At 51.6% G+C, this 26,577-nt stretch carries 28 protein-coding genes and 1 tRNA gene; 23 read left to right on the top strand and 6 right to left on the bottom strand.

What is annotated here, in order from left to right:
- Positions 1–107 precede the first annotated feature (107 nt).
- The 10 genes from rplU to RR877_RS06465 all read left to right on the top strand — a co-directional run bounded on the left by rplU (position 108) and on the right by RR877_RS06465 (position 7,192).
- Positions 108–416 carry a 50S ribosomal protein L21 gene (rplU, locus tag RR877_RS06510; RefSeq protein ID WP_110233480.1) on the top strand — a complete coding sequence of 103 codons (309 nt, stop codon included), beginning with the start codon at positions 108–110 and terminating at the stop codon, positions 414–416.
- An 18-nt stretch (positions 417–434) separates the two neighbouring features.
- Positions 435–686, top strand: a complete 252-nt coding sequence (gene rpmA, locus RR877_RS06505; protein ID WP_096381303.1) for a 50S ribosomal protein L27 — start codon at positions 435–437, stop codon at positions 684–686.
- 104 nt (positions 687–790) lie between these two features.
- A complete protein-coding gene (gene obgE, locus RR877_RS06500) occupies positions 791–2,311 on the top strand; it encodes a GTPase ObgE (protein ID WP_280796306.1) in 1,521 nt (506 codons plus the stop codon).
- Positions 2,301–3,086: a glutamate 5-kinase gene (gene proB, locus RR877_RS06495; protein ID WP_332551401.1), complete on the top strand. Its 786-nt coding sequence runs from the start codon at positions 2,301–2,303 to the stop codon at positions 3,084–3,086. Before obgE ends, proB begins: the two co-directional genes overlap by 11 nt.
- 24 nt (positions 3,087–3,110) lie before the next feature.
- Positions 3,111–4,376 (top strand): glutamate-5-semialdehyde dehydrogenase, encoded by a 1,266-nt coding sequence (locus tag RR877_RS06490; RefSeq protein WP_332551402.1) that lies wholly within the window; start codon positions 3,111–3,113, stop codon positions 4,374–4,376.
- 35 nt (positions 4,377–4,411) lie between these two features.
- Complete coding sequence (locus RR877_RS06485) at positions 4,412–4,606, top strand: hypothetical protein (protein ID WP_110233473.1); 195 nt, start codon at positions 4,412–4,414, stop codon at positions 4,604–4,606.
- Positions 4,607–4,617: 11 nt separating this feature from the next.
- The gene (nadD, locus tag RR877_RS06480) at positions 4,618–5,217 is read left to right on the top strand and encodes a nicotinate-nucleotide adenylyltransferase (RefSeq protein WP_280802534.1); all 600 of its coding nucleotides are present in this window, start codon (positions 4,618–4,620) and stop codon (positions 5,215–5,217) included.
- On the top strand, positions 5,214–6,704 hold the full coding sequence (locus tag RR877_RS06475; protein WP_280800328.1) for a hypothetical protein: 1,491 nt from the start codon (positions 5,214–5,216) through the stop codon (positions 6,702–6,704). The genes nadD and RR877_RS06475 overlap by 4 nt, the downstream gene beginning before the upstream one ends.
- Positions 6,705–7,088: a ribosome silencing factor gene (gene rsfS, locus RR877_RS06470; protein WP_110233467.1), complete on the top strand. Its 384-nt coding sequence runs from the start codon at positions 6,705–6,707 to the stop codon at positions 7,086–7,088.
- 31 nt (positions 7,089–7,119) lie between these two features.
- Positions 7,120–7,192 (top strand) — tRNA-Ala (locus tag RR877_RS06465).
- A gap of 37 nt (positions 7,193–7,229) precedes the next feature.
- Here the strand turns inward: RR877_RS06465 and RR877_RS06460 are convergent.
- Positions 7,230–7,697 carry an RpiB/LacA/LacB family sugar-phosphate isomerase gene (locus RR877_RS06460; RefSeq protein WP_332550489.1) on the bottom strand — a complete coding sequence of 156 codons (468 nt, stop codon included), beginning with the start codon at positions 7,695–7,697 and terminating at the stop codon, positions 7,230–7,232.
- Between the two features lie 44 nt (positions 7,698–7,741).
- Between RR877_RS06460 and RR877_RS06455 the strand changes: the two genes are divergently transcribed.
- Positions 7,742–8,092, top strand: coding sequence for a zinc ribbon domain-containing protein YjdM (locus RR877_RS06455; RefSeq protein WP_280800330.1), 351 nt, complete (start codon positions 7,742–7,744; stop codon positions 8,090–8,092).
- Between the two features lie 3 nt (positions 8,093–8,095).
- On the opposite strand, the gene RR877_RS06450 is transcribed toward RR877_RS06455, so the two are convergent.
- The 3 genes from RR877_RS06450 to ugpC all read right to left on the bottom strand — a co-directional run bounded on the left by RR877_RS06450 (position 8,096) and on the right by ugpC (position 11,615).
- Entirely contained in the window at positions 8,096–9,076 is a 981-nt protein-coding gene (locus RR877_RS06450; protein WP_332627813.1) for a zinc-binding dehydrogenase, read from the bottom strand.
- A 9-nt stretch (positions 9,077–9,085) separates the two neighbouring features.
- Complete coding sequence (locus RR877_RS06445; protein WP_332550487.1) at positions 9,086–10,423, bottom strand: DUF4032 domain-containing protein; 1,338 nt, start codon at positions 10,421–10,423, stop codon at positions 9,086–9,088.
- Between the two features lie 103 nt (positions 10,424–10,526).
- A complete protein-coding gene (gene ugpC / locus RR877_RS06440) occupies positions 10,527–11,615 on the bottom strand; it encodes a sn-glycerol-3-phosphate ABC transporter ATP-binding protein UgpC (protein WP_332618949.1) in 1,089 nt (362 codons plus the stop codon).
- 165 nt (positions 11,616–11,780) lie between these two features.
- Between ugpC and RR877_RS06435 the strand changes: the two genes are divergently transcribed.
- Genes RR877_RS06435 through RR877_RS06420 form a run of 4 tightly spaced genes read left to right on the top strand, consistent with a single transcriptional unit; the run spans position 11,781 to position 16,058 of the window.
- Positions 11,781–12,845 carry an LLM class flavin-dependent oxidoreductase gene (locus tag RR877_RS06435; RefSeq protein WP_332550486.1) on the top strand — a complete coding sequence of 355 codons (1,065 nt, stop codon included), beginning with the start codon at positions 11,781–11,783 and terminating at the stop codon, positions 12,843–12,845.
- 39 nt (positions 12,846–12,884) lie between these two features.
- Positions 12,885–14,537, top strand: a complete 1,653-nt coding sequence (locus RR877_RS06430; protein WP_332550485.1) for an FAD-dependent oxidoreductase — start codon at positions 12,885–12,887, stop codon at positions 14,535–14,537.
- Positions 14,534–14,803 (top strand): metal-sensitive transcriptional regulator, encoded by a 270-nt coding sequence (locus tag RR877_RS06425; protein WP_332550484.1) that lies wholly within the window; start codon positions 14,534–14,536, stop codon positions 14,801–14,803. The genes RR877_RS06430 and RR877_RS06425 overlap by 4 nt, the downstream gene beginning before the upstream one ends.
- A gap of 13 nt (positions 14,804–14,816) precedes the next feature.
- Positions 14,817–16,058 carry a glycoside hydrolase family 3 N-terminal domain-containing protein gene (locus RR877_RS06420; RefSeq protein ID WP_332618948.1) on the top strand — a complete coding sequence of 414 codons (1,242 nt, stop codon included), beginning with the start codon at positions 14,817–14,819 and terminating at the stop codon, positions 16,056–16,058.
- Here the strand turns inward: RR877_RS06420 and RR877_RS06415 are convergent.
- Positions 16,055–17,101: an FUSC family protein gene (locus RR877_RS06415; protein WP_110233447.1), complete on the bottom strand. Its 1,047-nt coding sequence runs from the start codon at positions 17,099–17,101 to the stop codon at positions 16,055–16,057. The two genes, RR877_RS06420 and RR877_RS06415, sit on opposite strands and share 4 nt — an antisense overlap.
- A 137-nt stretch (positions 17,102–17,238) precedes the next feature.
- On the opposite strand from RR877_RS06415, the gene RR877_RS06410 reads away from it, so the two are divergent.
- Genes RR877_RS06410 through holA form a run of 3 tightly spaced genes read left to right on the top strand, consistent with a single transcriptional unit; the run spans position 17,239 to position 20,945 of the window.
- Positions 17,239–17,910 (top strand): ComEA family DNA-binding protein, encoded by a 672-nt coding sequence (locus RR877_RS06410; RefSeq protein ID WP_332618947.1) that lies wholly within the window; start codon positions 17,239–17,241, stop codon positions 17,908–17,910.
- The gene (locus RR877_RS06405; RefSeq protein WP_332618946.1) at positions 17,907–19,931 is read left to right on the top strand and encodes a ComEC/Rec2 family competence protein; all 2,025 of its coding nucleotides are present in this window, start codon (positions 17,907–17,909) and stop codon (positions 19,929–19,931) included. Before RR877_RS06410 ends, RR877_RS06405 begins: the two co-directional genes overlap by 4 nt.
- Positions 19,932–19,940: 9 nt before the next feature.
- Positions 19,941–20,945 (top strand): DNA polymerase III subunit delta, encoded by a 1,005-nt coding sequence (gene holA / locus RR877_RS06400; RefSeq protein WP_332550480.1) that lies wholly within the window; start codon positions 19,941–19,943, stop codon positions 20,943–20,945.
- A 61-nt stretch (positions 20,946–21,006) separates the two neighbouring features.
- Here holA and rpsT read toward each other — a convergent pair whose 3' ends face one another.
- A complete protein-coding gene (gene rpsT, locus RR877_RS06395) occupies positions 21,007–21,267 on the bottom strand; it encodes a 30S ribosomal protein S20 (RefSeq protein WP_110233439.1) in 261 nt (86 codons plus the stop codon).
- A gap of 175 nt (positions 21,268–21,442) precedes the next feature.
- Here rpsT and lepA point away from each other — a divergent pair, with 175 nt between their 5' ends.
- From lepA to RR877_RS06370, 5 genes are all read left to right on the top strand, one after another.
- Positions 21,443–23,290, top strand: a complete 1,848-nt coding sequence (gene lepA, locus RR877_RS06390; RefSeq protein WP_332550479.1) for a translation elongation factor 4 — start codon at positions 21,443–21,445, stop codon at positions 23,288–23,290.
- Positions 23,290–23,952 (top strand): DUF1990 family protein, encoded by a 663-nt coding sequence (locus tag RR877_RS06385; RefSeq protein ID WP_332550478.1) that lies wholly within the window; start codon positions 23,290–23,292, stop codon positions 23,950–23,952. Before lepA ends, RR877_RS06385 begins: the two co-directional genes overlap by 1 nt.
- 3 nt (positions 23,953–23,955) lie before the next feature.
- Complete coding sequence (gene hemW / locus RR877_RS06380) at positions 23,956–25,173, top strand: radical SAM family heme chaperone HemW (RefSeq protein ID WP_332550477.1); 1,218 nt, start codon at positions 23,956–23,958, stop codon at positions 25,171–25,173.
- Positions 25,174–25,252: 79 nt separating this feature from the next.
- The gene (hrcA, locus tag RR877_RS06375) at positions 25,253–26,272 is read left to right on the top strand and encodes a heat-inducible transcriptional repressor HrcA (RefSeq protein ID WP_332550476.1); all 1,020 of its coding nucleotides are present in this window, start codon (positions 25,253–25,255) and stop codon (positions 26,270–26,272) included.
- A gap of 26 nt (positions 26,273–26,298) precedes the next feature.
- The coding region (locus tag RR877_RS06370; RefSeq protein ID WP_332627812.1) for a DnaJ domain-containing protein at positions 26,299–26,577 on the top strand (279 nt) is incomplete at its 3' end.

Raw genomic sequence — 26,577 nt, 5'->3', positions numbered from 1 at the left:
CTCGTTCGATTCTGAGCGTTTCAGCCCCAATCTTCTGCGGATAGTCCGGTTTGCCCAGGAAATCAACGCAGAAACAATTCATTAGCTTTAAGAAATTAGGTAGCAAAGTGGTTTACGCAGTAGTGCGCTCCGGCGGTCGCCAGGAAAAGGTCGAGGTCGGCACCATTGTCACAATGGACCGTGTAAAGGCTGACAAGTCTGGCTCCATCGAGCTTCCCGCAGTTCTCCTCGTTGACGGTGACAAGATCACTGCTGACCAGGCATCGCTGGCAAAGGTCAAGGTAACCGCTACGGTTCTCAACGACCTCCGCGGCCCCAAGATCATCATCCAGAAGTACAAGAACAAGACCGGTTACAAGAAGCGTCAGGGCCACCGTCAGGAGCTCACTCGCGTTCAGATCACCGGCATTAAGTAAGGCCTAGGAGAGACTCAGATGGCACATAAAAAGGGTGCGAGCTCCACTCGCAACGGTCGTGACTCCAACGCACAGCGCCTCGGCGTAAAGCGCTTCGGTGGTCAGAAGGTTCTTGCTGGCGAGATCATCGTTCGTCAGCGTGGCACTCACTTCCACCCCGGCGTAAACGTCGGTCGTGGTGGCGATGACACTCTCTTCGCCCTCGCAGCTGGTGCTGTTGAGTTCGGTAACAAGGGTGGCCGCAAGGTCGTCAACATTGTGACTGTCTAACACCAGTACAAATAGCTTTAGAGGAAGGGCGAGCTTTTTAGCTCGCCTTTTCCTATTTACATCCGCAACATCTACGCCTGAGCATCGGCAGAAAAGGAGCAGACATGGCAACGTTTGTCGATAACGTCACCCTGCACCTCAAAGCCGGTCACGGTGGAAATGGCTGTGTGTCAGTCAAGCGCGAAAAGTTCAAGCCTCTTGCTGGGCCTGATGGCGGTAACGGTGGAGACGGTGGAGACATTGTTCTCTTCTCTGATCCTCAGGTCACCACTTTGTTGAGCTACCACCGCTCACCTCACATCAATTCTCCACACGGTGGACCTGGCATGGGCGATCACCGTCAGGGTTTCAAGGGAGAAGAACTCGTTCTCTCTGTTCCTGTGGGAACCGTCGTCAAAGACCCCGATGGCACCGTCATTGCCGATATGAACGTTCCAGGTATGCGTGTCGTGGTTGCTCCTGCTGGCCAGGGTGGTTTGGGTAATGCTGCCTTAGCTTCGACCAAGCGCAAGGCACCAGGTTTTGCTTTACTCGGAACTAAGGGTTTCGAGGGCGATGTCATGCTCGAGCTGAAGACCTTGGCCGATGTTGCCTTGGTTGGATACCCCTCTGCAGGTAAGTCTTCTTTGGTTGCTGCTCTTTCAGCAGCACGTCCCAAGATTGCCGACTACCCCTTCACCACCTTGCACCCCAACTTGGGGGTCGTTCAGGCTGGTGAAGTTCGTTACACCATCGCAGACGTCCCAGGACTGATCGAAGGTGCTTCTGAGGGTAAGGGTCTAGGCCTTGAGTTTCTGCGTCACGTAGAGCGCTGTACCGCGCTTTTGCACGTGATTGACTGTGCAACCCTCGATCCAGGCCGCGATCCGCTTTCTGACCTCGATGTGATCCTTGCTGAGCTAGCTGCTTACCCTGTTCCCTCCGATCAGGTTCCTCTTCTGGAGCGTCCGCAACTCATCGCCTTGAACAAGGTGGATGTTCCTGATGCCAAAGATTTGGCAGACATGGTTCGTCCCTACCTCGAAGAGCGTGGCTACCGCGTGTTCGAGATTTCTGCCGTCTCCCACGAAGGACTCCGTCAGCTTTCCTTTGCACTTGCTGAACTCGTTGAGCAAGGACGCAAGGAAGCTCTTGCTAACGAGGTAGTACCTGTCATCATGCTGCGCCCACGTGCGGTAGATGACCAGGGGTACATCATCCGCGTTGAGGGTGGATCTGGCGGAAACATTTACCGTGTTATCGGTGCCAAGCCTGAGCGTTGGGTTGAACAAACCGACTTCAACAATGAAGAAGCTGTGGGATACCTCGCTGATCGTCTCGCTAAGGCAGGCGTGGAAGACATGCTCTTCAAGAAGGGCGCCGTTGCTGGTTCCACTGTCATCATCGGTGAGGGAAATGGTTTGGTCTTCGACTGGGAACCCACGATGACTTCCGCAGCAGAGTTGATGACCGGTCCTCGCGGAACTGACGACCGTTTGAACCAAAACAACCGACGTACCAACAAGGAACGTCGTGATGAGTACTACGACCTGATGGATGCCAAGCAGGAAGCTCGTGAAGAGCTCGTTCGTGAACGTGATGCTGGTCTGTGGCAGGTAGATGACGAGATAGCAGATGAGAGTTAGTAGCCGTCAAGATATTCCTGCTGCCCGCAGGATTGTGGTCAAGGTGGGTTCTTCCTCCATCAGTGGAGAGAACGCTCACCAGATCAAGACACTGGTGGAAGCACTTGCTGAAGCTCACGGTCGTGGCACCGAGGTTGTTCTGGTTTCCTCTGGCGCCATGGCCACCGGTTTCCCATACATCAACCTGACTTCTCGCCCTACTGACTTGCCTACTCTCCAAGCTGCTGCTGCAGTGGGGCAGAGTCGTCTCATGGTTCGTTACCAAGAGCTTCTTGATCACTCAAACATTGTTGCTGGCCAAGTCCTTCTGACATCTGGTGATTTCGAGAATGACAGCACCCGTTCCAACGCTGCTCTTGCTATGGAAAAACTTCTGGAACTTCGTGTGCTTCCCATCGTGAATGAGAACGACACTGTTGCGACCCAAGAAATTCGTTTTGGTGACAACGATCACTTGGCAGCACTCGTAGCCAAGCTCGTGAATGCAGATGTTCTCGTGCTGCTCTCAGATGTTGACGGTATTTACACGAAGCCACCTACAGTGCCCGGTGCAGAACGTATCGAGCTGGTTCCTTATGGTCACCTTCTCGACCATGTCGAGTTTGGTTCGATTGGCTCGGCAGGTGTGGGCAGCGGGGGAGCAGGAACCAAGGCAGCTGCTGCGCAGTTTGCTGCAGAGTCTGGAACAGCTGTTCTCATTACCAATGCTGCACTTGTTGCTTCAGCCCTGCGCGGCGATAACGTCGGTACGTGGTTCGACGCCGCATCTGAGTAATTCTTGCTTGGGTAGCATTGACTCATGGCATCCTCATCACTCTCCGCTGCGCTGGTAACCAAGCTCGAAGCTGCTCAGATAGCTTCACGCGCTCTGGCAACCCTGACCACAGCGCAAAAGAACCACGCACTTGCTGCTATTGCTGAAGTGATTGATGCCAACCACAGTGCCATCTTGGCGGCTAATGCCCTTGACATCGAGGCGGGCGAATCCAGCGGCATGGCCGAAGGATTACTGGACCGCCTCCGTTTCACACCAGAGCGTCTCACATCACTTGCCAATGCTGTGCGTGATGTCATTTCCTTGCCAGACCCAGTTGGTGTTGTGGTGCGCGGCAATGACATGCCCAATGGCATTCACCTCAGCCAGGTTCGCGTGCCTTTTGGCGTGGTGGGAGCAATCTATGAGGCTCGTCCCAATGTGACCGTTGATATTGCTGCGCTGTGCATCAAAAGCGGTAATGCCTCTGTTCTTCGCGGTGGATCTGCTGCCGAGAACACCAACACGGTCACTGTCTCACTCATTCAAAAAGCACTAGTTTCTGCTGGTCTTCCCGCCGAAGCAGTTCAAAGTATTGATGAGCTTGGACGTGAAGGTGCGACTCAGCTCATGGCTGCTCGCGGATACGTAGACGTACTTATTCCTCGAGGCTCAGCAAACCTCATCAACGCGGTTGTTCTCGAGTCCAAGGTTCCTGTTATTGAAACAGGTGCTGGTGTGGTGCACCTGGTTATTGATGAGAGCGCAGATATTGCTCAAGCAGTCGAGATTGCACACAACTCAAAGGTTCAACGGCCCAGCGTCTGCAACGCTCTCGAGACGCTGATTGTGGTGGACAGCATTGCTGAAGAAGCATTGCCACCGATTCTGACTCGCCTTGTTGATGCGGGAGTTACTCTGAAGGGTGACGCTAGAGCTCGTGAGATATTCCCCACCATCGGTTTGGCGACCGATGAGGATTACGCAACCGAACATATGGCTCTTGAGATGAGCGTCAAAGTTGTTTCAAATCTTGACGAAGCAATTGCCCATATTCGTCGATTCTCAACCAAGCACACCGAGTCAATCCTGACCAACAACGTTGCGCAAGCAGATAAGTTCCTTGCTGAAGTAGACGCTGCTGTTGTGATGGTCAATGCCTCAACACGGTTCACAGACGGGGGAGAGTTCGGTTTTGGTGCAGAAGTGGGAATCTCTACCCAGAAACTTCACGCCCGTGGTCCTATGGGGCTTCCTGAACTCACCTCGACCAAGTGGTTGGTCCGCGGTTCTGGTCAGATTCGCCACTAGACTTTAGAAGTAGTCAACACACACGTGGAGTAACAATGAACACAGTAGAAATTCTGGCAAACGCCGAAGGTCACGAGAGCTTCCCCCTGGTCATTCCAGCAATTGCTTTCGCCATCATTGCAGCCGGTTTCTTCACCTTCCTTGGTCTGGTTACCTACAGCTACAAAGATGTTGCAGCACGTCACCGTCAGAAGTGGTCTGACGCGAGCGACCACGCAGCACACCACTAGGAACGTTCACCATGACCGTTGACGGTCAGGAAACACGTATCGGTGTCCTAGGCGGCACTTTTGATCCACCTCAAAACGGCCATATTGCTGTTGCAGAAGCGGTTTTTGAGGGTCTTCACTTGGATCACGTCCTGTTTGTTCCTGCGGGTGATCCCTGGCACAAAGACGAAGAAGCAACTCCTGCGGAGCGGCTAGCCATGGTTTCTTTGGCTCTCGAAGACAGTCAACACTTCTCTGTGAGTTCAGTAGATATTGATCGACCAGGCCCCACCTACACGATTGACACTCTTCGTGATTTATCCAAGCTCTATCCCGGTGCGAAGCTATTTTTTATCGTGGGAGACGAAGCTTTTGCAGGAATTCAATCCTGGAAAAATTATGAAGAATTAGGTGAATTTGCCACCTTTGTTGTGGTTTCTCGCCACGGCACACAGCCAGAAGTTCCCGCAAAGCTTTCACCCAGCGTAAACTTGCTAGAAATATCGGCTTTGCCTATTTCGTCCACGCAGTGTCGTGAACGAATTGTGAACGGACAATCTCTTGAAGGTCTTGTTCCAGACAACGTCGCTGAATTTATTGAAGAACATCAGTTGTATCGGAGAAATGCGTGAGTGGTGATACTCCCGACATCGTGTTGAACGAATTCGGTGACCTCTCGCGCAAGGCACGTCGTGAGCTGGAAGCCCGTGGAATCGACCCGGACGCAGCTGTTGTCGAATACATTGCTGCCACAGGACAGATGCCCGTCATCACTCCTGAAATGGCTGCAGCTGCGAAAGCTGAAGCACAGGCAGAAGCTGCTGCTGCCAAGGCATTCGAAGCTGAAGTTGTTGAAGAGCACATTGCTCCTGTTGAAGAACCTGCTGAAGAAATTGTTGCTCCAGTTCAGTCAGTAGTTGAACAGACTTCTATCCCTCCCGTTTCTGTTCCAGTTACCTCGGCAGAAACTGGCCCCATTGAACCTCTTGCCGTTGCTCCAGCACTCGATTCTGGATCGCTATCTGCGGTGGAGGAGACACTCGCCGCGGTTTCTGATCAGACCGGTGAGATTGTTACCTCAGGCTTCGATTCACTTGTTTCTGTTGAGACTTCCGACGTGCCCACCGGCCCTACCAAGGGTGAAGCGCGACGACTTGCTCGAAAAGAAAAGAAAGCTCAAGCTCTTGCTGCCAAACAAGAGAAGATTGCTGCCGCTGCTGAATCTAAAGCTGCCGCAGCTGCCGCTGCTGAAACACTCACTGTTGAAAAGGCAGCAATAAAGGCCGCGGAAGAAGATGCTCGAGAACAAAGCAAAGCCGATGCAGCCGAATTAGCTACACGTGAAGCAGAAGCTCTTGCTGCTGCCGAAGCTCGTGAAACTGAGCTCGCTGCAGAACGCGAAGCTGCTCGAGTTTCACAAGAAGCACTCGAAGCCGAACAGGCACGAATTGCGCTCGAAAAAGAAGAACAAGCCATCGCCGCAGCCGCAGCCGCAGCTACAGCCGCAGCATCCGTCAAAGAGGAAACTTCGCAAGAACTTGTTGTCGAAGAATTGGATACCGTCGACGATGATGAGTACGAAGAAGAAGTAGAACCACAGACTATTTCTGAAGCAACTGCCGCGATTGCTATCGCTGAAGCTGTTGCGGCAGCTGAAGCAGTTGTCGAAGCCGGTGAGGTCAACATTGAATACGGCAACCTCGCCAATTCTGTTCCCGCAACGACCGGATCTATTTCCGTCATCAGCAATGCTCTGATTCTTCCGACTCTTCCTGAGACCACAGGATCAATCGCTCCCATTAACCCCACCGGCGAAATCGTGATTACAGGCTCCATCCTGATTCCGTCTTCTGTTTCTCAGGTGGGTGCAAACTTAGAAAACCTAGACACCTCAGATATTGATGTCATCAAAGATGACGAAGAAGTAGCCCCAACCCAGGGAATGGCACCTGTATCTGCCGCAACAGCCGTCTCTGCTTACAACATCTCCAACAGCGTCGTCACAACTCCTCGTGGCATGAATGAACGCCTCCCTTTCATCCTCTCCATCACAGCTGCCGGTTTGGCTGTCGGAGTGGTTGCTCTATTCGTTGCCGGTTATTTCTTAGGACTGTTCTAATTGGCTGCTACTGAAAACGCTCACCGTTTGCTCCAAATTGCTGCACAAGCAGCAGATGACAAAGGTGGCTTCGATCAAGTTGCGCTCGATATCTCTGAGCCACTGCCTCTGGTCGATATCTTCCTTCTTGTTACTGGTCGCAATGAGCGCAACGTCATCGCGATTTCTAACGAAATCGAAGACAAGATGATCGAAGCTGGCGTGAAAACTATTCGTCGTGAAGGTCGTGCTGAAGGTCGTTGGATTCTTCTCGATTTCGGTGACTTGGTTGTTCACGTCTTCCACGAAGAAGAACGCATGTATTACGGACTTGAGCGTCTATGGAAGGACTGCCCTGCAATCCCTCTTGAGTTCGTTCAGCACAGTCCTGATGTAGTAATCTAAACAAGTTGTCTCGCAGATATTGCGAGGTTACGGGTCTGTGGCGCAGCTGGTAGCGCACCTGCATGGCATGCAGGGGGTCAGGGGTTCGAGTCCCCTCAGATCCACAAAGAAAAATCCCTGTAAAGGCAGGGATTTTCTTATTTACTCAACTGGTTTCAGATTCTCGTCATTTATTTCGACTACTTTGGCGACACGTCGGGAATACTTCTCATCGGAAGTTCCCAACCACTCATTTGTCATCCAGACACGAACAATCTCCATAGCGATAGCTGAGCCAATAATCTTTCCGCCGATACACAACACATTGGTATCGGAGTGACTCCGTGCTAGTTCTGCACAGAATGAATCTTGGCAGACTGCTGCATAAACTCCGTTGACCTTGTTGGCAATCATGGCAGAGCCATATCCAACACCGTCGACAAAGATTCCTCTGTCGGCTTTTCCTGTTGCAACTGCTCGTGCAGCGGGATAAACGTGATCGGGTAGGTCAGCGGGATCTGAACTGTCAGTGCCGAAGTCGATAACCTCGTGCCCCTGAGCGGTGAGCCAGGTCGCAATCTCGTTTTTGAGTGCGAGTCCTGCATGGTCATTGGCGAGGGCTATCTTCATGTTGCAAGGCTACGTGATATGTTTTCGAGGTTCAAAGGAATGTCATGTCAGAAACTCTGCCTCCCTGCCCACACTGTTCAAGTGAATACACCTACGAGATGGGTGCACTACTGGTTTGCCCTGAGTGTGCCCATGAGTGGAACCCTGAAGAAGATGAGGCTAATGACTCCTCCATCATCAAAGATTCTGTCGGCAACATTCTTGCTGACGGCGACACAGTAACCGTGGTCAAGGGGCTTAAGGTCAAGGGTTTCCCTCAAGACATCAAGGTGGGCACCAAGGTGCGCAATATTCGTTTGGTTCCTGGTGCGTCAGACGGCCACGACATCGACTGCAAGGTTGACGGTTTCGGCCAGATGCAGCTGAAGTCCTCTGTGGTGAAGAAAGTTCTTTAGAACTTATTGTTCATCGCTGATCTGGACAACAATTTTTCCAAGATTGTCCCCAGAAATCAGTGCTTCAAAACCCTGGTGAATGTTTTCCAGCGTCACACTGTGATCAATTACAGGTCGTGCACCGGATTCTTCCATCACACGAAGACATTTATAGAACTCCGCCAACGTGCACGTAGTGGAGCCAATAATGCTGAGTTGTTGGTAGAAAACACGGTTGAGGTCTGCATTCGCATTGGGGCCACTGGTCGCTCCACAAATCACTACTGTGCCGCCCGGGCGCAGAGATTTGAGCGAGTGTGACCAGGTATCCTCTCCTACGGTCTCCACCACGATGTCGACGCGCTCAGGGAGTCGGGCTCCTGGTTCAAAAGCAGCGTCAGCGCCTATATCGAGCGCAAACTGACGTTTACGTTCATCACGCGCTGTGACATAGACAGTTGCTCCTGCGGCTTTAGCGAGCGATATCGCAGCGCTGGCTACGCCCCCAGATGCGCCTTGAACAAGAACGCGATCTCCTGCTTTGAGTCCTGCACGCGAAAACAGCATTCTGTAGGCGGTTCCCCACGCAATACCCATGGCAGCAGCTTCCTCAAAGCTCAACCATTCGGGCTTGGGCACCAAACTGCTTTCTGGAACCACAATGTAGTCAGCGAAAGTGCCGTTATAGAGCTCACTAATGATGGAACGCTGAGGATCCATGGTCATGTCACCCATGCCTCGAGCTGCATCGGCAACGACGGGATAAATGATGACGGGCTTGCCATCGTCTGTGTAACCAGCTCCGTCACAGCCCAAAATCATGGGGATGCGTTCAGCGGGGTGACCCACCCCTCTCAAAGTCCACACATCATGGGGGTTCAGTGAGGCTGTGACCAGACGAACTTTTGCCCATCCTGGCGGAACTTCGGGTTCAGGCACATCTTGCAGGTGCAAACCTGCAAGGGGATTGTCATGGTTTTGGCTGGTGGCTACGGCGGCACGCATGACTACAGGCTAAACCAGGTCACGCCAATCACGAACAGGTTCATCAGCACCACGAGGGGGCATTGGTTCGTCGTTGTATTCGAAATCGTCCTCATCTCGAATGATGTCAACGGCTGCTGTGAAGGTCCCCGTGGGAGGGTTAATCACAACTTCTTCGTCTCTGCGGTATTGGAGAACGTTTTCGATGTAGTCACGAACCGCTTCGTTGAGAGGGACGTCACGAGCTTGTTCTTGCGACATGAACCAGCGGTGTTCCAATACTTGGTGGAACACTTCAGCTGGTTCTAACTTGCTGTCGAGGTTTTCGGGGACAGTGCGAATGACAGGCTCGAAGACACGAGTGAGCCACAAATGAGCCACTACCTCTTCATCAAGATTGAGAAGACTCACAGTTGCTGCGTAGGAGTCCAGGTCATTGAGGAGGCGTCGGGCTTGGTTTTCTTCGGTGTCGAGACCGGTGAGGCGAAGCAATCGGCGGGCATGGTGACCTGAGTCCACAACCTTGGGTTGAATTTTCACCTTGGTGCCATCAGCATCAGTCTTGATGGAGAGCTCCTCAATATCGAAGCCCAAATCGTTCAATCGTTGAACACGTTTGTTGATCTTCCAGAGTTCGTTTTGTTCGAGAAGCTCTGGATCGTTGAGTTCGTGCCACAGAGTGTCGTAACTGGCCATGATGCGGTCACTGGTGGCAACCGGATCAATTGCTGCATCGAGTTTGCCGCCTGCCTGAATGTCCATGAGTTCACCGGCAATGTTGACCCGAGCAATCTCCAAATCATGTTCACGCTGACCCTTGGTCAAGCTGTCATAGAGGCGGCCTGTTTCGGCATCAACCAGATACGCAGCGAACGACCCTGCGTCACGACGAAAGAGGGTGTTGGAGAGGGAAACGTCTCCCCAGAAAAAGCCCACGTTGTGGAGGCGAACCAAGAGCAAGGCAAGGGAGTCCACCAGGCGTTGGGCAGTTTCGGGACGCAGAGTGGTCGAATAGAGCGCGCGGAAGGGCATTGAGAACTTGAGGTGACGCGTCACGAGTGCAGAAGGCAGTGGGTTGCCTTCAATATCCGTACGTCCCTGAATGACAGCAACAGGTTCAACGCAGGGAACTTCAATCTTTTGCAGATTGCGCAACATGTCATATTCGCCCTGGGCCATTTCATCTGTGGTCTCTTTGATAGCGATGACGTAGCCGTCGAGTTGAGCAAAACGCACAATGTGGCGAGAAATGCCTTTGGGTAGTGCTGTGATGGTGTCGTCTGGCCAGTTTTCCAGTGGGATATCCCAGGGTAGAGCTAACAGGCCTGGTTCTACTGTCGCAGCGGTGATGTTGAGTGAACCACTCATCTATCAATCTCTCTTGTTAAGTAAGTTGCCCGCGACCAGTGATCTGATCGCGGGCAACATTGCACCAAATGGTTTTGTGAATCCAGTAGATTCAGGTGAATATCTAGAGAGCTACTGCTCCTGAAAGACGCTCACCGGATTCTGCGTCGAAGACGTGGATGTGCTTCTCGGTGGGAAGGACGAATACTTCGTCACCACGCATGGGGTGGTCGCGACCATCAACACGAACAGTGATGTTGTGCTCGGTGCCATCGATGGTGACGTGACCGTAAAGGTAACCGTCTGCACCGAGCTCCTCAACAACATCAACCTTGATCTTCAGGCCCTTGTCCTTGTTCACGGTGAGGTCTTCGGGACGAATACCAACAGTGACAGCTCCAGTAGCCTTCTTGGTTACTTCAGCGTCAACCTTGGCAACGGTGTTACCGAATTCAACACCACCCGAAACAACCTTTGAGGGGAACAGGTTCATGGCGGGGGAGCCAATGAAGCCTGCTACGAACTTGTTTGCAGGACGCTCGTAGAGGTCACGAGGAGTACCAACTTGCTGAAGCAGACCATCCTTGAGAACCGCAATGCGGTCTCCCATAGTGAGGGCTTCAACCTGGTCGTGGGTCACGTAAACAGTGGTGACACCCAGACGACGCTGGAGTGAAGAGATCTGAGTACGAGTCTGAACACGAAGCTTGGCGTCCAGGTTCGACAGTGGCTCATCCATGAGGAATACCTGTGGCTTGCGCACGATAGCGCGACCCATAGCTACACGCTGACGCTGACCACCAGAAAGAGCCTTGGGCTTACGGTCGAGGTACTGCTCGAGGTCAAGAAGCTTTGCTGCTTCAAGAACGCGCTCTGCGCGCTCTTCCTTCTTGACGCCGGCAATCTTGAGCGCGAAGCCCATGTTTTCTGCCACGGTCATGTGGGGGTACAGAGCGTAGTTCTGGAATACCATGGCGATGTCGCGGTCCTTTGGTGGAACGTCAGTGACATCGCGGTCACCAATGAGGATGCGACCGCCGTTGACCTCTTCGAGGCCTGCGAGCATGCGCAAGGTAGTGGACTTACCGCAACCCGAGGGTCCGACAAGTACGAGGAATTCGCCGTCTTCAACCTTGAGGTTGATCTTGTCTACCGCGGGCTTTGTGGTGCCGGGGTAGAGGCGAGTGGCGTTATCAAATGTAACTGTAGCCATGACTTTTACTGCTCCTTCACCGGCAGGTACGTGCCGGACGATCCGTTGTGAATGGAAAGAGATACCCGTCTTTGGATATCTCCATTACCTAGTCTGGCATAACAAGCCGGTGTGGGAATAGAACTTGCTGTATTTCACTTATCCTGAACAAGTATTCAGATCTGCATGAGAAATGAGCTCCACGTGGCACACGACGTTGAATTCGGTTTAGACACATTCGGTGATGTCACGGTTGATCTAGATGGTAAGCCTGTTTCGCATGCCCAAGTGCTCCGAAACGTTGCAGCAGAGGCTGTATTGGCTGACGAGGTAGGTCTGAATTTCTTTGGAATTGGTGAACACCACCGAGATGACTTCGCTGTTTCCTCTCCAGAAGTTCTCCTCGGAGCAATTGCTAGTCAAACAAAGAATATTCACCTGGGCTCGGCAGTGACTGTGCTGAGTTCTGATGACCCCATTCGTGTATTCCAGAAGTTTGCCACGTTAGATGCCGTCTCTAACGGCCGTGCTGAAGTGATTGTGGGGCGAGGCTCTTTCACCGAGTCTTTTCCCTTGTTTGGTTTTGATCTTCAAGATTACGAAAAGCTCTTTGAGGAGAAACTCGATCTATTCGCCCACCTTGTTCAGGGCGGGCCAGTTACCTGGCAGGGAACAATTCGTCCGACTTTGAACGAGCAAACTGTTTATCCCACCGTTGAAGGCGGAAAACTCAAGACATGGATTGGTGTGGGTGGTAGCCCACAGTCTGTTGTTCGTGCAGCTCAATACGGCTTGCCCCTGATGCTGGCCATTATTGGGGGAGACCCGCTGCGATTTCGTCCTTATGTTGATCTGTATCACCAAGCTCTTGCTCAACTCGAGTTAGAGACTCTTCCTATAGGTCAACACTCTCCAGGATTTATTGCCGAAACCGATGATGAGGCGAAGAACCTCATGTTCCCGCACTACCAAGTCATGCACGAACGCATCGGTCGTAGTCGTGGTTGGCCGCCTCTGACCCGTGCTCAATTTGAGCATGAAGCTGGCCCTGAAGGTGCTCTCTTTGCTGGATCACCTGAAACTGTTGCCCAAAAACTTGCTCGAAGTATTCATGGGCTTGGTGTTTCACGATTTGACCTCAAATACAGTTTGGGCACTTTGCCCCACGAACACTTGATGAACAGCATTCGTCTCTATGGGGAAGTTGTTGTTCCACGTGTGCGTGAATTGCTCGCTGAGATGGAGAAGTAATAACTCGTAACGATACCCCTAGGGGTATATGCTGTAATCATGGTTCGGCCCAAAAAAATCGTGGTTATTGGTGGTGTTGCTGGCGGAATGTCGGCAGCTACTCGTCTGCGTCGTCTCGACGAGACGGCACACATTCTGGTGCTCGAACGCAGTGGTTATGTCTCCTATGCGAACTGTGGCTTGCCCTATCACCTGAGTGAAACCATTGAAAAGCGATCGCTTCTCATTCTTCAAAACCCCATTACGTTGGGTGCTCGATTCAACTTGGACGTCCGCGTCCGTCATGAAGTTCTCTCGATTGATCGTCAGTCCAAAACTGTCACCATATATGACAGGGTCTGGAAAGTAACCTACGTCGAAAAGTATGACTATCTCGTCCTTTCACCAGGTGCCAAAGCCACCATGCCTGAAGGTCCAGATGCCAAGTGGATTTTGGCCATGCGCACAGTGGAAGACATGGATAAGGCCATTGCGTGGTTGTATCCCAACCCTGAACATGCCGTGATTCTTGGTGGGGGATTTATCGGTCTCGAGCTTGCAGAGAATCTCATCAAACGAGGAATGAAAGTCACTCTCATTCATCGCGGCAAACAGCTGTTGAGCTATCTCGACCCAGAGCTTGCTATCGCGGTTGCCCAACGAGTGCGCGCATCGGGGGTTGATCTTCGTTTAGAGAGTTCCATCACTTCTTTTACGCGAAACAGCGTAACCCTTGCGGATGGAGAAGTTATCAGCACCGATGTCATCTTCTCAGCACTGGGTGTGAAGCCAGAGGTTCATCTTGCTGAAGAAGCTGGACTCAAAATCGGTCACAACGGTGGAATTTGGGTAGATAACGAACAGCGGACTTCAGATCCCAATATCTTTGCTGTCGGTGATGCTGCAGAAAAGATTGATGCGATTTCTGGTGATGAGCGGCTTGCCACCCTTGCAGGATTGGCTAATAGACATGGCCACTCGGTAGCGAACGCGATTGCCGGGGCACGCACTGTTCCCGCAACTCCAACACTGGGAACATCCATTCTTTCCTTCGATGGCTTTGTGGCCGCAACAGTGGGTTGGAGCGAAAAGGCATTACGTGCAGCTGGACGTCCTGTCCGAGTAATCCATACCCATCCCGCAGATCATGCTGCCTACTATCCAGGTGCACAAACCATGAGATTCAAGCTCATTGTGGATCCTGAAACTGATCTCATTCTCGGTGCCCAGGCTGTGGGCGGTCACGGTGTGGATAAGCGCATTGACGTCATTTCAACAGCAATCTTTGCGGGAATCACTGCTAGTGATCTTGCTCAATTAGAACTTGCCTATGATCCCCAACACGGTTCTGCCAAAGACCCCATCAACATGCTCGGGTATGTCAATAGAAACATTGCAGAGGGTCTGACCAAGGTCATTGAGTGGCATGAACTCGATAGTGCACTGGATTCGGGTGCTGTGCTTGTTGATGTTCGGACCGAGGGCGAATACAAGTACGGACATATTGAAGGAAGCCTCAATTTTCCACTCGATGTTCTCCGCGAGCACGTCAGAGAACTATCGGGTCAGAAAGTAGTGGTGTACTGCCAAGTTGGTCAGCGTGGTCACACAGCTGCGCGCATCTTGGCGCAAGAAGGAATTGACGTAGTCAACCTCAACGGTGGCTATCTCACGTGGAAGGCTGGCATGGCCTCGAAAGGAGATCAGAAATGACTGACGTAACACCCGAAGAACACAAGGCAATAGTCAATCGCCTCAAGCGAGCTCAAGGTCAGCTGGCAGCTGTGATTACAGCTGTGGAAGCAGGCGGAGATTGTCGTGCAGTGGTCACGCAGCTTTCAGCCGTTTCAGGTGCTATTGATAAGGCTGGTTTTGCCATCATTGCGAAGGCGATGCAGGAGTGCATGGCCTCAGGTGAAACAAAAGAGAACGCGCCGACCGTTGCGGAGCTCGAAAAGCTGTTTCTCTCCCTCGCCTAGCTAAACTCCAAACATGGCCAAGCCCAAGCATCCAGTAGCACTCTGGTTTGCTGTCATAGCGGGAACACTCGTGACGGCGTTCATGACCGTTTTAGCGTTTACACAGCCCGCCATCGATCGGGTGGGTAATCCCCAGAACTACACCCAGATTTACTCTCGTCCCGTCATTGAACCTTGGGGCGTTCACCCCCTTGAGTTCTACGTTGAAGAGACTCTTGCGAACATGACACTCGAGCAAAAGATTCGCTCGCTCATCATGGCCAATCAACCAGGAACAGATCCTGCTGCATTGCAGTCTTTCGTCTCGTCTAATGAACTTGGTGGATTCATCGTCATGGGCAGCAATGTGCCCGAGACCTCAGGTGAACTTCTAGGCATTACTTCAGCGATATCTGGCTCTAGAGAGCTTCCTCGTTTGATTGGAATTGACGAAGAAGGTGGGCTGATTAAGCGCTTGCCTTATGACAACTTTCCCGGCGCTGACACCTTGCGCAATGAGCCTGTTTCATCCACATTGACTTCATTCACTTCGCGCGGTGAGCTACTTAAGAGTGTTGGAGTGAATCTGAACTTCGGCGTGGTGGCAGATGTTTCTAGCGACCCGCAATCCTTCATCTATGGTCGTTCCTTTGGAGCAGATGCCGCTGCTACGGCTGAACGAGTGGCAGCTGCCGTCACGGGTGAAGATTCATCGGTGATGAGCACCATCAAACATTTCCCCGGTCATGGCAGTGCGCCTGGAGATTCCCACATTGGTGTTCCCACATCTCCACTGACGTATGACCAATGGCTCTCCACCGATGCGATCCCTTTTCAAGCCGGTATTGATGCTGGAAGCTCAATGGTGATGTTTGGCCACTTAGCCTTCCCGGCCGTGGATTCCTTGCCTTCATCGTTGTCGCCTCTATGGCACAAGATTCTTCGTGAAGAGATGGGTTTCACGGGTGTCATCATTACTGACGACATGACGATGATAGAACACTCACGTCTTCCCGAGTATGAAAACCGCGTAACGAACGCGGTCTCTGCGTTAGCTGCAGGCAATGACGTCTTGCTCTATGTCCCAGGTCCAGATTTTGATCCAGGAGCAATCGTTGCGGGTGTGTCAGCGGCTGTTCAGTCGGGGCAGATTTCTCAGGAACAACTTGATGATTCAGTGCGGAGAGTATTAACTTTGCGACGGGAACTCTTCCCTGAGGCAAATTCCTGGATGCCACCCTGTGATGAGCGCTGCTTTATCCGGGTGACGTATTAGTCGCCCGTGCCCGTAATTTCGTCACGAATACGGCGAAGGTTTTCCATGAGGAAACCAATCAAGATCCAGTTATATCCAGACGGTGGGCTCAGCCTGATGGGTTCAGTCAGTGCTGGCATTTCTTGCGTATCTGGATGGGCTTGTTTCATGGCAGGAAGACCAGCATCCCGGACGAGCAGTCTCAGGTCATGTCCTGAACGCATGAATTCTTCCGCTATCTGAGCAATTCCTGGTTCGGCAATAACTGTTTCGTCATAGTTGTCCCGAACACCTCGGGCAACACCTATAGTTCTGGTCACTAAAACAGCGAGTTGTTCAAGAAGCAGTTGCTGTGCATCAAGATCTTTGCCGTGCGTTCCCTTGAATACATTGAAACGAAGACTTTCCTGTGCTGAACGCAAAGTCGCTTGTGCTTTATCTAGTTGGGGTCTGAGGTTGCGTGCACGGGTATTGATATTGGACAAGACTTCGTAGCTTGTCTCTCTGCGAAGCACACTTCCAATGTCTTCAAGTACTTCGGCAATATTGGCGCCTAACTCAGCAATCGCTTGTTGAGATGGTCCAATCGCTACAGGTGGAACGATCACCGCATTGACAATAAAGGCAATGGAGGCACCAATGAGGGTTTCCACAATCCGCCCTGCTGCATATTCAGGAGTTGCAGATCCAATTGCAATGACCAACATGGCGCTGATGGCAATTTGATTGGCTGTGCCAGGAGTGAATTTGAATAACCAGCCCGCAATAAAGGCCACCATAATTGCGGCAAGTACGAGCCAGCTATGGTTGCCGAAGATGAGGCTTGCGCCCAAAGCGATGGCCACACCGAGAACGACGCCTGTGCTTCGTTCGATAGCTTTTCCCAGCGACTGGTTAATGCTGGGTTGGATGACAATGATTGCCGCTATCGCCGCAAAGATGGGTTGCTCGTTGGGATAAACCCACAACGCAGCAAACCAAGCCAAAAGCGTGGCAATGATTGTCTTGGCTAACTGCAGAAACGGAATGCGCTTCTTTGTCTGGACGTTGGACACGATGCTCACGTATTCACCGTATTGGTTTGTCTCAACACCCGCTTCAGGGCTCGCCTGTAGTTCTCCACCCCGAGTAAAGCGGCAGGTCTACTCACATTCTTCAAAAACCTGGATGTGTTCGCATTCTGAATAATTACTCTCATCACATGTCGTGGTTAGGTGATCAATTCAGGCGTTTAGCTGGATTGGATGATGCATCACAATCTGATGTTTTCCTCCAAGAAAATTCATCTCGTCGAATCAGAGTACGAGTTGCCGTAGGTGCTGCCACCTGCGCTGGATTAGCCATCGTAGTTATTGCGATTCTGTCGTCAACAATTGCTTCAGCCGGCAATCAAGTTCACGTTCCACTCGATCTCACTGCGTCACCATTAGTCACAACCGAGGAAGAGACAAGCCCTTTGGGGACGGTACTTATCCATGTCATTGGAGAAGTGACTAGTCCAGGCATATACGAACTAGAGAGTGGTTCTCGAGTTATTGACGCTGTCATGTCAGCTGGGGGATTAAGTCCTCAGGCTTCTGAGTGTGGGATAAATCTCGCACGAGAAGTCAGAGATGGTGAACAAATAGTCATTTCCTCTCAGCAAGCAGGGTGTGCCACTGGTGAGGGAAGTGCAACTGGTTCTTTGGTGTCGTTGAATCAGGCAACTGCAGAGCAGTTTGATTCATTGCCGGGCATAGGACCGACTCTTGCCGATCGAATCGTCCAGTGGCGAGATAGTAACAATGGCTTTTCTTCTGTCGATCAGCTCAACGAGGTCTCCGGTATAGGTGACAAATTGTTTGCCGGAATCAAAGATCTCGTTTCATTGTGAACAAGTTCAGAATTGAGGCGGATCTCCGTCTTTCCATCCCCGTCCTCGTGGGCTGGAGTGTTCTCGTTGTTGTTCTGAATATTGAGATTGCTCAGTTCAGCCCGTCAACTAGTCATTATAGCTTTCTAGCAGTCATTGCGCTTTCAGGTTGCTTAACGCTGAAAAGGCTCCCGATACTTGGTCTCACAGTTCTTACTTCCTCAGCTGTCTTGTTCTCTTGGCTAATCCAATTACCCCATCATGTTGATGTTCTCCCCTGGGAGAAGACGCCGCCCATAGAGATCCCCTGGTGGTTAACCTGGGCGGAACACCTGAGAAATGCCTTCTTAGATGAGGCATCCACGCTTCCAAGTTTCGGTGGTCAGCTCATACCGGGATTAGCGATTGGAGACACCAGCAGAGTTAGTGAACACCTTTCACACTCAATGAAAACGGTGTCGTTGACTCACATCACTGCAGTGTCTGGGGCGAACATTGCCATTGTTACAGCAAGTGTGATGGCTATTGCTGCGCTGTGTGGGGCTGGTCGGCGGGTTCGCCTTGTCATAGCAGTTTGTGCTCTTGTTGCATTTGTCATATTGGTCACGCCTCAACCCAGCGTTCTTCGCGCTGCGGTGATGGCAGTAGTCGTGATGATTGCACTGTTTAGCGGAAGACCAGGTTCTGGAATACCACTGTTAGCTTTCGCGACTCTCTTGATGCTGATGTGGAATCCCTGGTGGGCCATAGATTACGGATTCATACTTTCAGTTTCGGCAACCGCAGGACTGCTCCTCTTTTCAGGGCCACTTGCTTCAAGTTTGAATAGATGGTTACCGCTATGGCTTGCCACCGTGATAGCTATTCCACTCTCGGCTCAATTGATGTGTCAGCCATTCATTATTTTGCTGAATCCACAACTTCCTACCTATGGAGTGCTGGCAAATGTCATTGCTGCACCAGCGGCACCGATAGCCACCGTCATTGGCCTTGCAGGATGTTTGTTGACGTGGTGGATACCCGGTGTAACTTTCCCTCTGCTGTGGTTATCGTGGCTACCCGCTGAATGGATCGGTCAAACCGCAACAGTTCTCTCCCGATTCCCTGAATCGCAACTTCCCTGGATTTCTGGTCCGGTTGGGGCAATCACTGCAGCTTTTGTTTCTGTAGTGATTTTGCTGATGTTGCTCTCGTCGAAGAAACGAGTGAGGAACACTCTGGCAGTGAGTGTCGTTGTCACCGTTATCACTTTGACTATTACTTCAGTAATGAGTGGGCTACGTTTCACCGCAAGTATTCCGCCCGATTGGAGCATTGCCGCTTGCGATGTTGGTCAAGGTGACGGATTAGTCCTCAGAAGCGAGGAACGTATTGCGGTTATTGATGTTGGTAGAACCCCCGAGCCCCTCAGACATTGCCTGGAACAGCTCGGAATCACTCATATCGACCTGTTGGTTCTTACCCATTTTGATAAAGATCATGTGGGTGGATTAGAAGCCGTATTAGGGAAAGTTGATGTCGCAGTTGTAGGCAAACCAGAAAACGCGGAGGATCAAGGACTGCTAACTGAACTAGCGCGTTCGGGAGCTTCACTGCACAGAGGAACGCAAGGTCTTACAGGTGCATTGGGTGAAGCGCAGTGGCAAGTTCTGTGGCCGGATGAACGTCACCCTCTAATGGAGGTGGGAAATCCTGGTTCTGTAACTCTGTTGTTAACTTTCCCACGGTTTAAGGCACTGTTTCTGGGCGATCTTGGCAAAGAAGCTCAGTTGGCCATGATGAGCACAGTTCATCTGCCTCAAGTTAACGTTGTGAAAGTTGCGCACCACGGTTCAGCAGATCAGAGCTCAAGTTTGTATGAACAGATACAACCTCAGATAGGCATCTTCTCGGTCGGTAGAGACAATGATTATGGGCACCCACGGCGAGAAACTCTCGAGATACTCAGCCAGTTTGGAGCTCTTACACCTCGGACGGATCAGGATGGATTGATTCTAATTAGCGAAAGTTCGACGGGGTTGAGTGTCTGGACTGAGCATTAGGCTAAAACCATGGCAGGTAAGGCAAAGATTGCGATTGAGCAACTCTCATGGAACAACGCTAAACCTGCTCCCATCGTGCTTGTCAGCGGTGCCGAAGGATTCTTAGCTGACCGCGCTACACAGCGAATCCGTGAAATTCTTCGAGATGCAGATGCGTCCTTAGAAGTCAGTGATTTGGATGCCAGCAGCTATGTTCCTGGTGAATTGTTGACGTTGGCCAGTCCGTCATTGTTCGGCGAACCTCGATTGATTCGTGTGAGCGACGTTGAAAAATGTAACGATGAATTTCTTCTAGAAATGCTGGATTATGCAGAGTCTCCCGACCCTGACACCACCGTAGTGTTGCGGCACGGTGGGGGAGTGCGCGGTAAGAAACTGCTCGATACTCTACGTGCAGGCACGGGCGGTGCTGTCGAAATTGTGTGCGCAGAGCTCAAGAGCGATAACGACAAGTTCGATTTTGCCGGCAATGAATTCAGAATTGCCGGACGCAAAATTGCTCCAAGTGCACTCCGTTCACTTGTTCAAGCATTTTCTGGGTCAGGTTCAGAACTCGCTAATGCTTGTCAGCAACTCATCGCTGATGCAGATGGAGACATTACCGACAGGACCGTTGAGGATTACTACGGTGGTCGTATCGAAGCAACTGCGTTCAAAGTGGTCGACTCTGCAGTAGCAGGACGCCTAGGTGACGCCTTAGTTACGTTGCGTCACGCTTTACAGTCTGGTGCTGACCCCGTGCCGATTGTGGCCACATTTGCTGCCAAGTTGAGACTGATGGCCAAACTCTATGGTGAACGTCGAGGTTCTGGTGAGCTTGCTGGCGCATTGGGCGCTGCTCCCTGGCAAATCGATCGAGCTCGGAAAGATCTATCGGGCTGGAGTGAAACGGGCCTGGGTAATGCCATTGAAGTGATTGCTCAAACAGACGCCAACGTTAAGGGTGCTTCTCGGGACCCCATTTATGCCTTGGAGCGCATGGTCAATGTCGTCGCCAGTTATGGCAGACGCTAAGCCGGAGCACTTAAACAAATATGGCCCCCACAATCGTGGAGGCCATATTCATAAAGTGTGCTTAGAGAGCAGCAACCTTCTTAGCAATAGCTGACTTGCGGTTAGCGGCGTTGTTCTTGTGAAGAACACCCTTGCTTACTGCCTTGTCAAGCTTCTTGCCTGCGGTCTTCAGGGCTGCTTCAGCAGCTGCCTTGTCTCCGGTTGCAACTGCGGTGCGAGCTGCACGGACAGCGGTCTTAACCTCTGACTTCACAGCCTTGTTGCGCTCAGTTGCCTTTGCGTTGGTGCCAATTCGCTTGATCTGCGACTTAATGTTTGCCACGTTAACCGTGTCTTTCACTCGATGTTTGTACGTTTGGATTGTGTCGCACCAGAGGTAGAGGGCTCTTCGCGACGAATCGTGTAGGTGGGACTACACGTAAGCCAAGAACCAACACTACCAGTAAGTGTGGCAGTTGCTAAAACTGTGTCGCAGTTCGTGGGAGACTAGAGGTTCTATGTCTCCTCGTGCTACGAAACCACTGCAGCCTGCGTCAACTGACCCAGCGAAGATTCGCAACTTTTGCATCATCGCTCACATAGACCACGGCAAGTCGACCCTTGCTGACCGCATGCTTCAGATCACCGGCATCGTAGATGACCGTTCCATGCGTGCACAGTATCTAGACCGCATGGATATCGAACGTGAACGTGGCATCACCATCAAGAGCCAGGCAGTTCGTATGCCCTGGGAACTCAATGGTGAGACCTTTGCCCTCAACATGATTGATACACCCGGTCACGTTGACTTCACCTATGAAGTCAGCCGTTCTTTGGCTGCGTGTGAAGGTGCAATTCTTCTTGTCGATGCAGCACAGGGAATTGAAGCGCAGACTCTCGCAAACTTGTATCTGGCGATGGAGAATGACCTCACCATCATTCCAGTGCTCAACAAGATTGATCTTCCTGCTGCTGACCCAGAGAAATATGCCAAAGAACTGGCAGATCTCATTGGTGGCAAGCCAGAAGACGTCCTGCGTGTCTCAGGTAAGACAGGCATGGGTGTTGCGGAATTGCTGGACCTCGTAGTGGAGAAGATACCAGCACCTGTCGGCAATGCAGATGCTCCTGCTCGCGCCATGATTTTTGACTCCGTCTACGACGCATATCGCGGAGTGATTACCTACGTTCGTGTTATTGATGGAGCTCTCAAGCCCCGACAACGTATTCAGATGATGAGCACCAAGGCATCTCACGAACTCATCGAAATCGGGGTGAGTTCACCTGAACCCATCCCTTCCCAGGGCCTTGGTGTGGGAGAAGTGGGTTATCTCATCACTGGCGTGAAAGATGTCCGTCAGTCCAAGGTCGGTGACACCGTTACTGACTTTGCTAAGCCCGCAACAGAAGCTCTTCCGGGTTACACCGACCCGAAGGCCATGGTCTTCTCCGGTCTCTATCCCATTGACGGTTCGGATTACCCCGTTTTGCGTGAAGCCCTAGACAAGCTCAAGCTTTCTGACGCTTCGCTGAACTATGAACCAGAGACCTCTGTTGCACTGGGATTTGGGTTCCGTTGTGGATTCCTCGGGCTCCTTCACCTCGAGATCATTACTGAGCGCCTCGAACGAGAGTTTGGACTCGACCTCATTGCCACAGCGCCGTCTGTGCCGTACGAGGTCACGACCGAGGACAAAAAGACCGTCACCGTCACCAACCCGAGTGAGTACCCTTCCGGAAAGATCACTCGAGTTTCTGAGCCTTTGGTGCGCGCAGGTATTTTGACTCCTAAGGATTACGTTGGCACCATCATGGAGCTGTGCCAGAGTCGCCGCGGAAACCTGCTGGGCATGGAGTACTTCGGAGAAGACCGTGTTGAGATGAAATACGAGATTCCTCTGGGAGAGATCGTGTTTGACTTCTTCGACCACCTCAAGAGTCGCACCCAAGGGTATGCCTCCCTGGACTATGAAGAAGCTGGTGAACAGGACTCTGACCTCGTCAAGGTAGACATTCTTCTCCAGGGTGAACAAGTAGACGCATTTAGTGCGATTGTTCACAAGGACAAGGCGTATGCCTATGGCCTCATGATGACGGAGCGACTGAAGAAGCTCATTCCTCGTCAACAGTTTGAAGTCCCTATTCAGGCAGCTATTGGTGCGCGAATCATTGCCCGCGAAACCATTTCTGCTATTCGTAAAGACGTTCTTGCTAAGTGCTACGGCGGTGACATCACCCGTAAGCGCAAACTTCTGGAAAAGCAGAAGGAAGGTAAGAAGCGCATGAAGATGGTCGGTCGCGTTGAGGTTCCACAAGAAGCCTTCATTGCTGCGCTTCAAGGCGATGAAGAAGTGAAAAAGAAATAATGTCTGAAACACAACGCCGATCCAATTTCAGTGGGGATCGCGCCGTGAGCTATGGCTCAGTCGGCGCGACGCAGGCAGCAGATGTTCTCGTCTTCCCACCAGCTGGTTTTCGTTCAGCACAGTCTGAATTTCGCCTCGGAAGCGGTCAAGAACGTTTTGACACGGCAACAGCTGCTTTGATGACCTGGGGAGTTCCCAAAGGCTCACATCTCGAGGTCGTCTCAGTCAATGAAGCACACTCCGAGGGGTATAACGGATTGCTCTTCAACGAGTTTGGTGCCCCCTTACCTCCAACTGCCGATGCATTGGATCAATTATTTGCTCCAGATGGAACCCCCTATTTATCCGCTGGTACGACTGTTGAACTTGCCAAGTTGTGGAGTCCCTCTGAGCTCACAACAAGTCACCGCGTCATCTATGTTGTTCGTGAAGAACGACGCATGGGTTATGCCCTCGGCACTTTGGACTACGAACCGGTCATCGGTGAAGAATTCTTTAGCGTTGAATGGCGTGACGACGATTCTGTGTGGTCTGTCGTTCGGTCTGTGACCGCCATTGCAGAGGGTAGGAAGTATTTCTACCTCACACCTTTGATTCGTTTGCGTCAGTGGCTCCAGCGTCGTCAATACGTTCGCTCTTTACTTCCTGCACGTACTGCATAAACCATGGCTGGGCTGCTGCCGGAAGGCAATGACATGCCAGCTGATGGATCATTGCCACGTGGAGTCAATGTCGGTGCCGACAGTCGCACCATGAGTGCATATATTCACGTTCCGTTTTGTCGTGTGCGTTGCGGATACTGCGATTTCAATACCTACACCGCTTCAGAACTCCGAGGAACCTCACAATCGACATATATCGATGAGCTTTCTCGTGAGATAGAACTCTCTGGGTCAGTGTTGACTCGTGCAGGTGTGCCAAAGAGACCGCTCACATCAGTGTTTTTTGGGGGAGGAACACCAACCATCCTCCCGGCAACAGATCTTGTGAGGGCACTCGAGCTGGTGCGCAACGAACATGGACTTGAACCATGTGCTGAAATCACTACCGAAGCGAACCCTGACACGATAACTCCTGAATATGTGGAAATTCTTGCTGAAGCTGGATTTACACGCCTCAGCTTAGGGATGCAATCAGCTGTTCCCTCTGTATTGGCAACTCTCGACCGAACGCACAACCCAGCTTCTGTTTCCGCCGCAGTCCAGGCAGCACATGAAGTTGGCTTAGAAGTCAGTATTGACCTCATTTATGGAACGCCAGGGGAGACGCTTGATCAATGGCGCCAATCTCTGGAAGCAGCAATCTCACTGAATACTGGGCATATTTCTGCCTACGCGCTCATTGTCGAAGACGGTACAGCTCTTGAGCGACGGATACGTCGTTGTGAATTGCCAGTACCGGATGACGATCTCGAAGCCGATATGTATGAATTAGCTGATGAACTTCTTAAAGCTGCTGGTTTTCAGTGGTACGAAGTCAGTAACTGGTCAAAGTCTTTAGAGCAACGCTCGGTTCACAACCTCACCTACTGGCAAGGAAACGATTGGTGGGGTTACGGACCAGGAGCTCATTCACATATTGGCGGAACCAGGTTTTGGAATCTGAAGCACCCAGCTGCTTATGCTCAACGTCTTGCTCTGGGTCAATCACCTGCTGCAGGGTGGGAACAACCCGATGTGGAAGCGGTTGCACTCGAACGAGTACTTCTGGGTAGTCGAATTCGTGAGGGGATTTCTACCCTCGAATTCGAACCGGAAATAGTTGCTGGACTCATCGCTGATGGACTTATTGACGGTCATTTCGCGCTCAAACACAACCTCGTGCTTACTGTTGCAGGACGACTTCGTGCAGATGAAGTTGTGCGCAGGCTTACCTTCTCCTAACTCAGCAGACTGGGCTAACTCGCGGTAGTATTAGCACTCAGAATGGTCGAGTGCCAGCGATGAATTGAAGGAGGATTGCATGGTTTCTCAACGCGGTCTTGAAGTCCTTCGAGCAATTGTTCAGGACTATGTATCTTCACGAGAACCAGTAGGTTCCAAAGCAATTGTGGATCGTCATCAATTTGGTGTTTCTGCAGCAACCATTCGCAACGACATGGCCCTGCTGGAGGAAGAAGAGCTCATTGTTGCTCCCCACACCTCGAGCGGTCGAGTTCCAACTGATAAGGGCTATCGACTCTTCGTTGACCATCTTGCTGAGGTCAAGCACATCAGTACTGCTCAGAAACAGGCCATCGATCACTTTCTCGATGAATCAGTAGATTTTGATGAACTCCTCGGGCGAACGGTTCGTCTTCTTTCGCAGCTCACAAACCAGGTTGCAATAGTTCAATACCCCACTCTGGGAGCAACTCGTGTTCGTCATATCGAACTCGTCTCACTCGGGAATCTACGCGCGCTCTGTATTGTCATCACCGATAATGGCCGCGTCGAACAGAGATTGCTCGATCTCGAAACTGACCTGACAGAAGCAGACTTGTCAGAGCTTCGCTCAACAATCAATGCTCAAGTTGCGGGAAAGCTTCTCACAGAACTTGCTGAATCAGTTGTTTCTTTGTCCACATCGGTTTCTCCGCACCTGTCTTCTGCAACAAGCCACATTGCTTCTGCGCTGAGTGACAGCATCCAAGCAAATCGACAGCAGAAGTTGGTTATGGCGGGTACCGCTAATTTGGTGCGTACTGAGGAAGATTTCCACGGCAGTATTTATCCTGTGCTTGATGCAATTGAAGAGCAGGTCATCCTTCTCAAGCTCCTGACCGAGATGAAGGCTGACGCTCACGAGGTGGCTGTCAGCATTGGTCGGGAACACAGTAATTCTGGTTTAGAGCAAACAAGTCTTCTCGCCACGGGATACACCTCCGCTGGGGAGTCAGCGACTCTAGGTCTGCTTGGTCCTACTCGTATGGATTATTCCAACAACATCGCTTCAATTCGGGCAGTTGCTCGATACCTCACACGCGTCCTTGACGCTCAATAACGTTCAAACCAAAGGAGATTGCCTTCGTGGCTGATCATTACGACGTGCTCGGTGTCTCTCGTGACGCGAGCCCAGAAGATATTAAGAAGGCGTATCGACGTCTAGCGCGTGAACTGCACCCAGATGTAAACCCTGACGAGACCTCACAGGAGAAGTTCAAGCTGGTTACTCACGCCTATGAGGTGCTGAGTGACCCTGTTCAACGTCAACAGTATGACCTTGGACCTCAAGCAGGATTTGGTGGTGGAGGGGGCTTCAGTGATTTTGGAGACATCTTCTCCACCTTCTTTGGCGGGGGACAGCAA

Source organism: Aurantimicrobium sp. (assembly GCF_036667855.1).
GTDB lineage: Bacteria > Actinomycetota > Actinomycetes > Actinomycetales > Microbacteriaceae > Aurantimicrobium.
The sequence above is the reverse complement of the archived record's forward strand: the minus strand, read 5'-3'. Positions and strand labels throughout refer to the sequence as shown.